The following is a 14,268-nucleotide window of genomic DNA, read 5'->3' as shown; positions in this document are numbered from 1 at the left end:
TGCTCGCATCCCGGATGCGACCTGTACCTGCCTTTGATCCCGCCCCAGCCCAGAGCATTCGCGGCCCTGGCACCGATAGACGAGGCTTATCGATCAGTCACTAAAAGCAATTTGACGCCACCCCAGTGCCTCCCTATGCTCGATAAAGCGCACTCCTGTTCAATGCATTTGCACCCATGCATTCCCCGCAGCGACGGGAGCTTGATCAAAAGAGGCAATGGCATCTGTGAACGCAAGCGACAACACACTGGTCGATGGTTTCGATCGCAAGATCGACTATCTCAGAATGTCGGTCACCGATCGTTGCGACTTCCGTTGCGTCTACTGCATGGCCGAAGACATGCAGTTCCTGCCTCGCCAACGCATTCTTACCCTTGAAGAGCTGTATCAGGTGGCCGAGCGCTTCGTCGCCATGGGCACACGTAAAATTCGCCTCACCGGCGGTGAGCCACTGGTGCGCAAGGGCATCGTCGATTTGTGCGCCCGTGTTGCCGCGCTGCCAGGTCTGCGCGAGCTGTGCATGACCAGCAATGGCTCACAGCTTGGACGCCTGGCCAAACCGCTGTTCGATGCTGGCCTGTCGCGCCTGAACATCAGTCTGGACAGCCTCGATCACCAACGCTTCAAAACGCTGACCCGCACGGGTGATCTTGACCAGGTAATCGCCGGCATCGACGCGGCACGAGCAGCGGGCTTTCAGCGCACCAAGCTCAACTGTGTGGTGCTTAAGGGCCGTAACGATAGCGAGATCAATGATCTGGTGCGCTTTGCCATTGATCGTGAACTGGATATTTCTTTCATTGAAGAAATGCCGCTCGGCGTCATCAGCGAACATGAGCGGGGCGAGTCGTATTGCTCCAGCGACGAGGTTCGCGCGCGCATTGCCGAACAGTTCACCCTGATCGAATCCGCCGAGTCTACCCAGGGGCCATCACGCTACTGGCGCCTGGCCGAAGCTGCGCACATTCGTATTGGCTTCATTTCCCCCCACAGCCATAACTTCTGCGCCACCTGCAACCGGGTACGACTCACCGTCGAAGGGCGCTTGCTGCTGTGCCTGGGCAACGATCACGCCAGCGACTTGAAACAGGTTCTGCGCGCCCACCCCGGCGACACCGCACGCCTGGACAAAGCCATCCGCGATGCCATGACCCTGAAACCCTACAGCCATCACTTCGACGTCAATGGCGGCGTGCAAATCCTGCGCTTCATGAACATGACCGGCGGCTAGACGCTGCGCGGTTTACCTTCCTTGTTGATCCTCTGCGCTAACTTTCGGGCATAACTGCGTCTGTCTTCATGAATTTTCGCTACAACGTACTCACTTGACTACGCTTGTATATACATGATGATATCTGCAAACGTCACCGACCCTGCGTCCGGTCGGCGACCCAACCGCTCGACAACAACAAAATGCGGAGATCCACAGCAATGACCCAGGCCAGCGCATCGCGCAGCAAGCCACTGATCGAGCGGCGCTCGATCGACTACATCCCGGAAAATGAACGACACGGACGCCTGTACAGCCAGTTCACCTTATGGCTGGGCGCCAACCTGCAAATCACCGCAATTGTGACCGGGGCCCTGGCCGTGGTGCTCGGTGGCGATGTGTTCTGGTCACTGATCGGCTTGCTGATCGGCCAACTGGTGGGGGGCGCAGTCATGGCCCTGCATGCCGCCCAAGGGCCGAAGCTGGGGCTGCCGCAGATGATTTCCAGCCGGGTGCAATTCGGTGTGTATGGCGCAGTCATCCCGATTGCCCTGGTGTGCCTGATGTACCTGGGTTTCACCGCTACCGGCACGGTATTGTCGGGCCAGGCCATTGGCCAGTTGCTGAGCGTCAGCGACAGCACAGGGATCCTGATCTTTGCCGGCGTGATCGTACTGGCGACGGTGTTCGGCTACCGCATGATCCATTGGATCGGGCGCATCGCCAGCGTGCTGGGGATCATTGCCTTCGTCTACCTGTTCAGCCGCATCCTGATGATTACCGACATCAGCCAGCTCTTGGAAAATCGCCACTTCACCTGGGCCTCGTTTCTGCTGGCAGTATCATTGTCGGCCTCCTGGCAGATTTCCTTTGGGCCTTATGTAGCAGACTATTCGCGCTACCTGCCAAGCAATACCTCCTCAGTCAAGACCTTCCTCGCCGCAGGCCTTGGCTCGGTAGTGGGCGCGCAGGCCTCAATGATTCTCGGCGTGTTTGCCGCAGCAATCGCCAACGGTCAGTTCTCCGGCCGTGAAGTCGCCTACATCGTCGGCCTGGGTGGCACTGGCGCAACAGCAGCGCTGCTGTATTTCAGCATTGCCTTTGGCAAGGTGACCATTTCTACCCTCAACTCCTATGGCAGCTTCATGTGCATCGCCACCATCATCAGTGGCTTTCGCGGGCACATCGAAGTCAGCCGCCGTCAGCGCCTGATCTTCGTGCTGTGTATTGTCGGTGCCGCGACAATCATCGCCCTGCTCGGACAGCACTCCTTCCTCGCCGCGTTCAAGTCGTTCATCCTGTTCCTGCTGACCTTCTTCGTCCCCTGGAGCGCGGTCAACCTGGTGGATTACTACTTCATCACCAAGGAACGTTATGACGTTCCGGCGCTAGCCGATCCCAAGGGCCGCTACGGGCGCTGGAACATGCCTGGCATCATCGTCTACACCATTGGTGTACTGATCCAGATGCCGTTCATTTCCACCAAGCTCTACACCGGCCCAATGGTTGCCCACCTGGGCGGTGTCGACGTGTCGTGGATCATTGGCCTGATCGTCCCGAGTGTGCTGTATTACCTGGTCGCTCGCGGCAAGGCAGCCCAGGCACCCGTGCACATGATTCTGCCGAAACCGGCTGCATCCTAAGCTGAAAACTGGCGTTGCCCTCCGTTTACGGTGGGCAACGACCGTTCGGCGCACCGACTAATAACGACATATTTTTATGCTGTAATTGATCTTGTAGGCCACTTCACCCCTCGAGGGTACTGCCATGAAGATCAGAATGTCGGTCGTGTTGCTACTCGCTGCCTTGTGCGCGCTTCCCGTCTTGAGCCCTGCGGCTCAAACCCCTCCCCCGCCAGCCGACTCCGCTGCCTTGACTACCCGTCTGGCCCTGCGAGACCTATGGGTTGAGCATATTTTCTGGATTCGCAACTACGCCATTGCCAATCAAGCCGGTAATCGCCAGCAGGCGGCTATTGCCAGCCAGGAAGTGGTCAGTAACGCCACCGCAATAGCCAACAGCATCGCGCCGCTGTATGGCCAGCCTGCCGCTGAGCAGTTGCTTGAATTGCTCGGCGGACACTGGGGCGCGGTCAAGCACTACAGTGACGCCACTGTCAGTCAATCTGCTTCTGGCAAGCAGGCAGCCGTGAACGCTTTGACCAGCAACGCCAAGGCCTTGGCCAAATTCCTTTCCAGCGCCAATCCCTATTTGCCTGAAGCAACGCTGACCACCCTGCTTGCCGCACACGGGGGGCACCATATCGCCCAGATCGACGCGTTGGCAAAAAAGGATTACAAGGCAGAAGCTGCCACCTGGAAACACATGCGCGAGCACATTCTCGGGTTGGCCGACGCCTTGACGGCGGCGCTGGTCAAACAATTCCCGGACAAGTTCTGAGCGAGGTCTGTCGATGTTCGAAGGTCTGGGACGTACCCAACAGGATCTGCTTTCGGCCCTGCTTTACAAGGCTGCAGGCATGAGCATCGAAGAACTGGCCAGCCAGCTTGCCGTCACCCGCACGGCGGTGCGTCAGCACCTGGCCGCGCTGGAACGGGACGGCCTGGTGGTGCGCGGCGATCTGCGTGCCACTGGCCGGCGCCCCGAGCAGTTATACCGCCTGAGCGTGAGTGGCAAAGAGCTGTTTCCGCGCCACTACCACCTGCTGGCCAATTTGCTCATCGATGAAGTCGCAAGCCTGATCGGCCATGAAGCCCTGGTGGCCCTGATGCGCAGCCTGGGCACCAAGATGGCCGCAGACCTGAGTGCTACTCGACTCGATGAGCAACAGATTGCCGACCACATGAACGATGTCGGCTATGAGTCAGAGGTGTTTTTCCGTTCGGGAGAAGCGACGCAGATAGTCGCTCACAACTGCGTATTCCATCAGTTGGCCGAAGCTCACCCGCAAATCTGTGAGCTCGACCTGGCGCTGATTGGCAGCCTGGGGGGTGGGCAGGTGCAGCACCTGGAATGCATGCTGCGCGGTGGGCAGGTCTGTCGATTTCAGTTGATGCGCGACGCCTCATAACTTGGCGATCGACACCTCGGTGGATTTTACGAAGGCAATCACTTCACTGCCCACGCGCAGCTCCAGTTCGTGTACCGAACGCGTGGTAATCACCGAGGTGACAATGCCAGCAGGTGTCTGCACGTCGATCTCCGACACCACTGGCCCTTCAATGATCTCCTTGACCGTGCCCTTGAACTGATTGCGTACGTTGATCGCCTTGATGGTCATGCCTGCTTCCTCGTTCCGGGGTGCACTGCGACGCAGTGCTTGAGGTGCAGAGTGCACGCTCAGCGAGAAAACAAAAAAGAATAATTAATCATTTTGTTAGATCAATAATGAATATATGAGAAAGTCGCCCCCGGCCAGGCGGGGACGGCGAATGCTACTTTGGTCTAAGCCTGTGCATGGCCCGCCAATGCCCGAGATAGACAGGACAAGGCTTTGCCCACCCGCGGACGAGACGCGATAGAGGCGCTCGATAGGACCATCAACACCCTTGATTAGTCCTACATTCCATACGGGAATACACTAGCCGCCATCCGCGTAACCCGAGCCCTGCGCCAGACAGGGCCTGCATCAATCGTGACCTCATCCTCAGCCAACTGCGCTTGCGACGCCTTGTTGCCGGGCATACCTATGCCCGCTGTTTTGTGCAGCCGAAAGAATAAGGAGATAACCATGGGACTCGGCAGACGTCAGTTCTTCAAGCTCTGTACCGCCGGTGTCGCCACCGCCACGTGCGCGACCCTGGGCTTTGCCCCCGGCATGGCCCAGGCGACCCAGTCGCGCCAATACAAACTGCTGCGCGCCAAGGAAACCCGCAACAACTGCACCTATTGCTCGGTGGGTTGCGGGATTCTCATGTACAGCCTCGGTGACGGTGCAAAAAATGCCAAGGCCCGCATCTTCCATATCGAAGGCGACCCGGATCACCCGGTAAGCCGCGGTTCGCTGTGCCCCAAAGGCGCGGGTCTGGTCGATTACGTGCACAGCGAACAGCGCCTGCTGTTCCCCGAATACCGTGCACCCGGGTCAGACAAATGGCAGCGCATCAGTTGGGACCACGCGATCGAGCGTATCGCCCGGCTGATGAAGGATGACCGCGACGCCAACTTCATCGAAAAGAACGCCAAGGGCACCACGGTTAACCGTTGGCTGAGTACCGGCATGCTCTGTTCCTCGGCCGCCAGCAGCGAAACCGGCTCGCTGGATCAGCGCTTTACGCGCGCCCTGGGTATTCTCGGCACCGACAGCCAGGCCCGTGTGTGTCACGCGCCCACCGTAGCAGCCCTGGCCCCGACCTTCGGGCGCGGCGCTATGACCAACAACTGGGTGGACATCAAGAACGCCAACGTGGTGTTGATCATGGGAGGCAACCCGGCCGAAGCGCACCCGGTGGGTTTCAAGTGGGTGATCGAGGCGAAGATCCGCAACGGCGCCAAGGTTATCGTCGTCGACCCGCGCTTCAACCGCAGCGCTGCGGTCGCCGATATCTACTCGCCAATCCGCGCAGGCTCCGACGTAACCTTCCTGATGGGCGTGGTCAACTACCTGATCAGCCATGACAAGGTCCAGCACGAGTATGTGCGCCACTACACCAACGCCAGCCTCATCGTGCGCGAGGACTACCACTTCGATGACGGCCTGTTCAGCGGCTACGACGAAGAAAAGCGCAGTTACGACCGCAGTTCCTGGACCTACGAACTTGACGACAAGGGCTACGCCAAGCGCGACCTGACGCTAAGCCATCCGCGCTGCGTATGGAACCTGCTCAAAGCCCACGTCAGCCGCTACACAGCGGATGTAGTCAGCAATATCTGCGGCACGCCCAAGGATGACTTCCTGCAGATCTGCGACATTCTCGCCAGTACCTGCGTGCCCGACCGCACCGCGACTTTCCTCTACGCCCTGGGCTGGACCCACCACACCAACGGCGCACAGATGATTCGCGGCTCGGGCATGATCCAGTTGCTGCTGGGCAACATCGGCATGGCCGGCGGCGGCGTCAACGCCCTGCGCGGACACTCCAACATTCAGGGTTACACCGACCTCGGCCTGCTGTCGCTCCGTTTACCGGGCTACATGAACTTGCCGTCCGACCAGCAAACCAGCCTTGCCACCTACCTCAAGCAGACCACGCCGACAGCGCTGCTCGAAGATCAGGTCAACTACTACAAGCACACGCCCAAGTTCTTCATCAGCATGATGAAGAGCTTCTGGGGTGACAAGGCCACAGCCGCCAACGACTGGGGTTTCGATTGGCTGCCCAAGTGGGATGACAGCTACGACGTGCTTAACTACAGCAACCTCATGCACGAGGGCAAGGTCAACGGCTACATCGCCCAGGGCTTCAACCCGGTGGCCGCTTTCCCGGACAAGAACAAGGCCCAGGCCGCTCTGGCCAAGCTCAAGTTCCTGGTGATCATCGACCCGCTGGCCACCGAGACGTCCAGCTTCTGGCAGAACCACGGTGAACAGCACGATGTTGACACTGCGGCGATCCAGACCGAAGTGTTCCGCCTGCCCTCCTCCTGCTTTGCCGAGGAAGACGGCTCGATCGTCAACTCCGGGCGCTGGTTGCAATGGCACTGGGCCGGTGCTGCGCCGCCCGGCGAAGCCTGGCACGACGGCAAGATCCTCGGTCATCTGTTCATGAAGATCCGTGAACTGTACGAAAAGGAAGGCGGCGCCAACCCGGCCCCAATTCTCAACATGGCCTGGGACTATACCGACCCCTACGACCCCAAGCCCGAAGAAGTGGCCAAGGAGTCCAACGGCCGCGCGCTGGCCGACCTGCACGATGAGCAAGGTAAGCTGATCCTGCGCAAGGGCCAGTTGCTCAATGACTTCTCGCAATTGCGCGATGACGGCAGCACCCAGTGCTTCAACTGGATTTTCGCCGGTTCCTGGACCGAACAAGGTAACCAGATGGCCCGTCGCGACAACGCCGACAGCGGCCTGGGCTGCACCCCGGCGTGGGCCTGGGCCTGGCCGCAAAACCGCCGCATCCTCTACAACCGTGCCTCGGCCGACCCACAGGGCAACCCATGGGATCCGAAGCGCAAGCTGATCGGTTGGGATGGCGAGCGCTGGAGCGGCGTTGATGTGCCTGACTTTGCCGTTACCGCCGCACCCGGCAGCAAGATCAATCCGTTCATCATGTTGCCCGAAGGCCTGGGGCGTTTGTTCTCGGTTGGCGCCATGAACGATGGCCCGTTCCCTGAGCACTACGAACCGACGGAAAGTCCGCTGGCACACAACCCGCTGCACCCGAACGTCACTTACAGCCCGACAGCGCGGGTGTATGAAAGCGACCGCAAACGCATGGGCAAGCGCGAAGACTTCCCCTATGTGGCAACCACCTACTCAATTACCGAGTTGTTCCGCCACTGGACCAAACACGCCCGCCTGAACGCCATCGTCCAGCCTGAGCAGTTCATCGAGATCGGCGAAAAGCTCGCCGCCGACAAAGGCATTGTCCAGGGCGACATGGTCAAGGTCAGCACCCAGCGCGGCTACATCAAGGCCAAGGCCGTGGTGACCAAGCGCATCCGTCGCTTGGCCATTGATGGTCAGGATGTCGACACCATCGGCATTCCTTGCCATTGGGGTTACGAGGGCGCGACCCGCAAGGGCTTCCTGGCCAACACCCTGACCCCAGGCATCGGCGACTCGAACACCCATACGCCCGAGTACAAGGCATTTCTCGTGAATATTGAAAAGGTCTGAGGGCGAAACCATGTCCATGCAATCCCAAGACATTGTCCGCCGCTCGGCCACTAGCGTGCTGACCCCGGCGCCACACACCCGCGACCACCAGGCCGAAGTGGCCAAGCTCATCGACGTGAGTATCTGCATCGGCTGCAAGGCCTGCCAGGTAGCGTGCAACGAGTGGAACGACCTGCGTGACGAAGTCGGTCACAACGTGGGGGTGTACGACAACCCGGCGGACCTGTCTGCCGAAACCTGGACGCTGATGCGCTTCGATGAAGTCGAAGATGAAAGCGGCAAGCTTGAATGGCTGATCCGCAAGGACGGCTGCATGCATTGCGCCGACCCTGGCTGCCTGAAGGCTTGTCCGCAGCCCGGTGCGATCATTCAGTACGCCAACGGCATCGTCGATTTTCAGTCCGAGCATTGCATCGGCTGCGGCTACTGCATTGCCGGCTGCCCTTTCGATGTGCCACGCATCAGCCAGAAGGACAACAAGGCCTACAAATGCACGCTGTGCGTGGACCGCGTATCGGTCGGCCAGGAACCGGCCTGCGTCAAAACCTGTCCTACCGGCGCGATCAACTTCGGCAGCAAGCAGGACATGCTGCACCAGGCTGGCGAGCGGGTCACCGAGCTTCAGGGACGCGGTTTTGCCGGTGCCGGAATCTATGACCCGCAAGGCGTAGGCGGCACTCACGTGGTCTACGTGCTGCAGCATGCGGACAAACCCCAGCTGTATCACAAGCTGCCAACCGACCCGCGCATCAGCACTGCCATCCAGGGTTGGAAAGGCTGGATGAAGCCGGTGGCCGCCGCGGCGTTTTTCGCCACCCTCGCCGGCACCCTGTTCCATTACATCGGCGTGGGCCCCAACGAGGTCGACGAACAGGACGAGAAGCACGAGGAGGACACCCACGCATGAACACCGACAAATTGATCCTGCGCACCCGCTTTATCGACCGCGCCTGCCACTGGTTCATGGTGATCTGCTTTTTCGCCGTGGCGTTGTCGGGCCTGTCGTGGTTCTTTCCCTCGTTCAACGGCCTCAACGCCGTGTTCGGCACCCCGCAGTTGGCACGTATTCTTCACCCCTTTTTCGGCGTGGTGGTGTTCGTTCTGCTGATGTTCCTGTTCGCGCGCTTCGTGCGCTACAACCTGCCGGAGCGCGAAGACGCGCAATGGTTCAGGAACGTCAAGCAAGTGCTGGCCGGCAAGCATGATCCGGCGTTGAACATCGGCAAATACAACGCCGGGCAGAAGGTGTTGTTCTGGGGCATCATGACCTTGATCACGGTGTTGCTGCTCAGCGGTGTGGTGATCTGGCGGCCGTATTTCGCGCCGCTGTTCTCGATCCCCAGCATTCGTATCGGCCTTCTGATACACGCAGTAGCAGGTATTTCCCTGATTCTGCTGATCATCGGTCATGCCTACCTGGCGTTCTGGGTCAAGGGCTCGATTCGGGGCATGGTCACCGGCTACGTCAGCCGCACCTGGGCCAAGACCCACCATGACCGCTGGTACCGGCAGATCAACAAACAGAACAAAACCGGGAGCAAGCCATGAGCAGTATCCACATGACCCCGGTGCAAACACCTAGCGGCGGCATCGCCCAGATTGCGCCCGTACTGTTGCCATCGCTCAAGGACCGCTACGCCAAGCGTGCCGTGCGATTGCGGGAGCTTGCCGACAGCCATGCCATGGGCGACTACCTCGGTTTTTGCGCACAACTGGCACACGCCCAGCAGCACTTGCTTGAACGCCTGCCATTGCCACAGGCACTTGCTGACGGCCTTGCGCACCGCGTGGGTAGCGGCCAGGCGCCGTTGGCCACGGCCAACTATCCACGCGACCCGTATTGGCAACAACTGCTGCAAGGTGTGATCGAACGGCTGTACAGCGACGCCAACCCGAACGTGCGCAGTACCCTGGACAACCTCGGCGGCCATAGCCCAGCGCAACTGGAGGAACTGGCCAGCGCCTTGCTGGCCGGCGACTACGAGCAGGTTGGCAGCGGCCAGGCACTGTTCCTGTGGGCAGCGCTGTCGCTGTACTTCACGCAGTTGGCCAGCGCCCTGCCTGCTTCGGCCAGTGCCGTTATTGGCGAGCAACGCCAGCACTGCCCGGTATGCACAAGCGCCCCGGTCGCCAGCGTGGTGATGACCGGCAGCCAGGCCGGGCTGCGCTACCTGCAATGCAGCCTGTGCGAATGCCGCTGGCACATGGTCCGGGTAAAATGCAGCAACTGTGAAGCCACCGGCGCACTGGACTACTGGTCGCTGGAACGTCAGGATGCCGCGGTCAAAGCGGAAAGCTGCAACGATTGTCACAGCTACCTGAAAGTCTTCTACCCGGAAAAGGACCGTGACCAGGAACTGCTGGCCGATGACCTCGCCTCCCTCGCCCTCGACGCCGAGGTTGAGCGTGAGGGATTCGGCCGCAGTGGCGTCAGTCCGTTTTTGTTTCCTGGTTGAAGCAAGCATCGCGGGGCACGTCGAGTTGCCCCGCGGTAACCCACACCCAATCCCCCGGAGACCCTCATGGCCGTGAAAAAATCTTCCGCCGAACTCAAGCGCGACCTGAAAAGCGTCGCCTCCAACCTTGAGCGCACTGCCGGCGAAATCAGCAAACTGGCCGAACGAATCGAGGGTGTCGATGTTGTGGCCGTACTGCACCTGATGAACCGCCTGTACAAAGACTCGGACAAGCTTCATGCCTACGCCGACGAGATCAAGAGCGGGCGCATTGTACGCGCCAAGGCCGAATAACCCGGCGCCGCAGGCGACGGACAAATCCCGGCAGTAGACTTACACTTGCATAAGTTCCAGTTCTTCTTGAATGGAGCACATGCAATGAAGCACTGTGAAGTACTGATCATCGGCGCCGGGCCCACTGGCCTGGTGCTGGCCTTGTGGTTGAGCAAACAAGGCGTAAGCGTGCGCATCATCGACAAAACCAGCGGTCCCGGCACCACGTCCCGGGCGTTGGCGGTGCAGGCTCGAACGCTGGAGCTGTACCGCCAGCTGGATCTGACCACGGCGATTGTCGAGCGCGGCCGCCAGGTGCCCGCAGCCAACCTCTGGGTAAAGGGCCATGCCGCGGCCCGCCTGCCCCTGAACAGCATCGGCGCCGGCTTTACGCCCTACCCCTTCCTGCACATCTACCCGCAGGATGAACATGAACAGCTGCTGATCGACCGCCTTCAGGCCTTCACCATCGACGTGGAACGCAACACCGAGCTGAGCGACTTCACCCAAGATGACCAGGGTATCAAGGCCCGCTTGCGCCATGCCGATGGCACGCTTGAGCACTGCCAGGCCAGCTATCTGGCAGGATGCGACGGCGCGGGCTCGACAGTGCGCAAGGCACTTGGTATTGGTTTTCCCGGCGGCACCTACCAGCAAGTGTTCTATGTTGCCGACGTGCAGGCCTCGGGCCCGGCGCTGAACGGCGAGCTGCACGTCGACCTCGACGAAGCAGACTTTCTCGCGGTGTTCCCCTTGGCCGGCGATGGCCGAGCCCGGCTGATTGGTACTGTGCGCGACGCGCGTGCCGAACACCCCGAACAATTACGCTTCGACGATGTCGGCCAACGCGCCATCGAGCACATGAATGTGCAGGTCGAGCAGGTCAACTGGTTCTCTACCTACCGGGTGCATCATCGGGTGGCGGAACACTTCAGCCAAAAGCGTACGTTCCTGCTCGGCGATGCCGCCCATATACACAGCCCGGCAGGCGGCCAGGGCATGAACACCGGTATTGGCGATGCCATCAATCTTGCCTGGAAGCTGGCCAGCGTCCTGCGCGGCGAAGCCCGGCAAAGCCTGCTGGACACTTACCAGATCGAGCGCAGTGCCTTCGCCCAGCGCCTGGTGGCCACCACCGACCAGGTGTTCAACTTTGTCACCGCCGATGGTCGCCTGGCAGCCTTGTTACGCACCCGTCTGGCCCCGCGCTTGCTGCCGCGGGTGTTGGCCTTCAGGTCAGCCCAGGCGTTTGTTTTGCGCACCGTCTCGCAAATCACCCTGAACTATCGCTACATGCCGTTGAGCTACGGCGATGCAGGCTCACTTCAGGGCGGCGACCGCCTGCCCTGGGTCGCCGAGGACGGGCGCGATAATTTCAGCGGCCTGAGCCGTATCTGTTGGCAAGTGCAGGTGTACGGGGCTGTCAGCGCAAGCCTGGTGCAATGGTGCAGCCGTCGCGGTATACCCGTGGATGTATTTGTCTGGAGCCCGGCCCACGAATCTGCCGGGCTGGTACGCGACGCGGTGTACCTGATACGACCCGACACCTACATCGCGCTTGTCTGGAGCAATGCCGACGCAGCGGTGCTGGAAACCTATTTTGCCGAGCGTGGCCTCAACCTGCCCGTCGATAACCCGAACAGGTGAGCGCAAGCGTTAGCCTGTGATCAATGCCAGTAGAACATGGCCTTGGCCAGTATCACGATCAACAGCATGTGCCCAAGAATACTGCAACGAATCCAGCGAGCGCGGGACTGGGTCAGGCGCTGGCGCTTGAGCAGATACGCCAGCAGCAGGTAGTGGCCAATGATGCTCAAGGCGAGGATGATCTTCAGGCTGAGCAGCGTGGCAAAGCTGCTCGCCAGCGGCTGACTGAGAGCGCCGCGATGATGCCAGGCAAGACCGATACCGGCGCCATACAGCACCAGCACGACGCCATGCAGCACTTTACGCGAACGGCTGGAGATCGCCTGGTCGGCTGCGCCCTGAGCAGCCTCGGAAACTTGCTGTCGCGCGGTGTGCCAGATGAACACTTCAAAAAACAGTGTGCCGATAAAGGCGATCGCTGCCAGCAAGTGAATAACTAAAATATAGGGGTAGTACATTGTCAGCCTCCTGCTCTGGCGTCGTTATCCTGGATGACCGTCAACCCGCGCACGCATCAGCATTGGCGCGTAACGCCACGCATACAAGGCAAACGCCAGGGTCCAGCACAGCCCAGCCAGCCATAAGCCCGCCAACGGCAACCACTGCACCACCAGCACCCGGCTAAGGCCGCCAAGATTGAGCAACACAAATGCCAGGGTCATCCCTGACGGTGGCTGCAGCGGCCTGCCGGTATGCCCGAGGCTGACGCGGGTGACCATTGCCAGTATCAACCCACCGATGGCGCCCACTGTCAGGCTATGCACCGCAAGGCTGGGATTGATCGCCACGCCCAGGTGCCACAGGGCCATGCCCAGGCAGGCCAGCGCCATCCAGGCATAGGCCACATGCAACGACCACAACAGCGGGACCTTCCACAGCCCGCGATCATGCCAGCGCCACAGACGCACCGCGTGGCCAAGGGTCAGTATCGCGAACAACACCCCCACCCCGACATTGGGCAGTAGCGCCGGGCCAGTGATATACAACAGTGCTATCAGCGCAGAACCTGCCAACAGCAGCCAATCCAGCCACGGCCACGGCGCGACCGCATCGACCCGTCCCAGGCCACGCTGGGTGAAGAACGGAATCACCCGCCCGCCAATCATCACCATCATCGCCGCCACCAGCCAGATACCGCCCAGCACACCCTGGCGCTGCCAGCCGTCGTTGCCTTGGACCAAGCCGTACACCGCCACCGCATCGACCACGGTGAGCAGCAGCAACAGCAGCACGATGGGGTAGTTGCGCTTCTGCCGTACCCGCCACAGCGTGACCCCCATCAGCACCGCCACTACCAGCGGGAATGCCAGCTCCAGCACCACCAGCACGGGCCAGGGCGCATTCACCAACCAGGCAACCCGTGCCCCCAGCCACAGTGCAGCCAGGGCCGCCAAAGGCTTGCCACTGATACCCGGCTGACCGGTCCAGGTCTGCACGGCGGTGAGCAAGAAGCCAGCAATGATCGCCAGGCCAAAACCGAACAACAGTTCATGACGGTGCCAGGCCAGCCAGCCACCGGCGGGCTGCCAATCGCCCAGCGAGCCGTGCAAGGCTGCCAGCCACAGCGGAATTGCCAGCAAAGCCAAGCCACAGCCACCGAGGAAGAATGGCCGGAACGCCAGACGCAACAACGGCACGATGGCCATTGCTTTACGGCGATCAAGTACTTGCATTGAAACCACTCCTTAACCCTGTTGCCGGGGTGCCCCAGGGCGAAACCTATCCCGGCGTTATCGTCTACGATTTAGTGAGCCTAGCCCTTGTCGCACGTCAACGCGTGCTGGCCACAACTGCGTAAGCTGCCCATCGCTGCTTCATGCTTGATTGTGCAAGAGCCGTGCCCTCGCGCATTTGCTGGCTCGATCCCGCGATGCAGCCAACAATCAGGGTATAAATTACCCTTGATGGTTCTTTCTACCCTTTGTGACGCGGTAGATTTT

General features: G+C 60.5%; 13 protein-coding genes. 10 read left to right on the top strand and 3 right to left on the bottom strand.

The window, feature by feature from the left end; genetic code table 11:
• Window positions 1-217: 217 nt before the first annotated feature.
• From moaA to H8F21_RS04900, 4 genes are all read left to right on the top strand, one after another.
• Entirely contained in the window at window positions 218-1,231 is a 1,014-nt protein-coding gene (gene moaA / locus H8F21_RS04915; RefSeq protein WP_203480004.1) for a GTP 3',8-cyclase MoaA, read from the top strand.
• Between the two features lie 200 nt (window positions 1,232-1,431).
• A complete protein-coding gene (locus H8F21_RS04910; RefSeq protein ID WP_203480005.1) occupies window positions 1,432-2,853 on the top strand; it encodes a purine-cytosine permease family protein in 1,422 nt (473 codons plus the stop codon).
• A gap of 124 nt (window positions 2,854-2,977) precedes the next feature.
• Window positions 2,978-3,610, top strand: a complete 633-nt coding sequence (locus H8F21_RS04905) for a hypothetical protein (protein ID WP_203480006.1) — start codon at window positions 2,978-2,980, stop codon at window positions 3,608-3,610.
• 13 nt (window positions 3,611-3,623) lie between these two features.
• Window positions 3,624-4,241, top strand: coding sequence for a helix-turn-helix transcriptional regulator (locus H8F21_RS04900; protein WP_203480007.1), 618 nt, complete (start codon window positions 3,624-3,626; stop codon window positions 4,239-4,241).
• On the opposite strand, the gene H8F21_RS04895 is transcribed toward H8F21_RS04900, so the two are convergent.
• Entirely contained in the window at window positions 4,236-4,451 is a 216-nt protein-coding gene (locus H8F21_RS04895; RefSeq protein WP_136476805.1) for a TOBE domain-containing protein, read from the bottom strand. The genes H8F21_RS04900 and H8F21_RS04895 overlap by 6 nt on opposite strands.
• A gap of 450 nt (window positions 4,452-4,901) precedes the next feature.
• On the opposite strand from H8F21_RS04895, the gene fdnG reads away from it, so the two are divergent.
• From fdnG to H8F21_RS04865, 6 genes are all read left to right on the top strand, one after another.
• Entirely contained in the window at window positions 4,902-7,952 is a 3,051-nt protein-coding gene (gene fdnG, locus H8F21_RS04890; RefSeq protein ID WP_203584092.1) for a formate dehydrogenase-N subunit alpha, read from the top strand.
• Between the two features lie 10 nt (window positions 7,953-7,962).
• Window positions 7,963-8,859: a formate dehydrogenase subunit beta gene (gene fdxH, locus H8F21_RS04885; RefSeq protein ID WP_136476807.1), complete on the top strand. Its 897-nt coding sequence runs from the start codon at window positions 7,963-7,965 to the stop codon at window positions 8,857-8,859.
• Window positions 8,856-9,500, top strand: coding sequence for a formate dehydrogenase subunit gamma (locus H8F21_RS04880; protein WP_203584091.1), 645 nt, complete (start codon window positions 8,856-8,858; stop codon window positions 9,498-9,500). The genes fdxH and H8F21_RS04880 overlap by 4 nt, the downstream gene beginning before the upstream one ends.
• Window positions 9,497-10,408 (top strand): formate dehydrogenase accessory protein FdhE, encoded by a 912-nt coding sequence (gene fdhE / locus H8F21_RS04875; protein WP_203480009.1) that lies wholly within the window; start codon window positions 9,497-9,499, stop codon window positions 10,406-10,408. Before H8F21_RS04880 ends, fdhE begins: the two co-directional genes overlap by 4 nt.
• Window positions 10,409-10,474: 66 nt before the next feature.
• On the top strand, window positions 10,475-10,702 hold the full coding sequence (locus tag H8F21_RS04870; protein ID WP_203480010.1) for a hypothetical protein: 228 nt from the start codon (window positions 10,475-10,477) through the stop codon (window positions 10,700-10,702).
• 84 nt (window positions 10,703-10,786) lie between these two features.
• Entirely contained in the window at window positions 10,787-12,328 is a 1,542-nt protein-coding gene (locus H8F21_RS04865; RefSeq protein ID WP_203480011.1) for an FAD-dependent oxidoreductase, read from the top strand.
• Window positions 12,329-12,348: 20 nt separating this feature from the next.
• Here H8F21_RS04865 and H8F21_RS04860 read toward each other — a convergent pair whose 3' ends face one another.
• The gene (locus H8F21_RS04860) at window positions 12,349-12,786 is read right to left on the bottom strand and encodes a CopD family copper resistance protein (RefSeq protein WP_203480012.1); all 438 of its coding nucleotides are present in this window, start codon (window positions 12,784-12,786) and stop codon (window positions 12,349-12,351) included.
• Window positions 12,787-12,810: 24 nt separating this feature from the next.
• Window positions 12,811-14,001 (bottom strand): NnrS family protein, encoded by a 1,191-nt coding sequence (locus H8F21_RS04855; protein WP_203480013.1) that lies wholly within the window; start codon window positions 13,999-14,001, stop codon window positions 12,811-12,813.
• Window positions 14,002-14,268 lie beyond the last annotated feature (267 nt).

It is taken from the genome of Pseudomonas arcuscaelestis, assembly GCF_016881005.1.
GTDB classification, from domain to species: Bacteria; Pseudomonadota; Gammaproteobacteria; order Pseudomonadales; family Pseudomonadaceae; genus Aquipseudomonas; species Aquipseudomonas arcuscaelestis.
The sequence above is the reverse complement of the archived record's forward strand: the minus strand, read 5'-3'. Positions and strand labels throughout refer to the sequence as shown.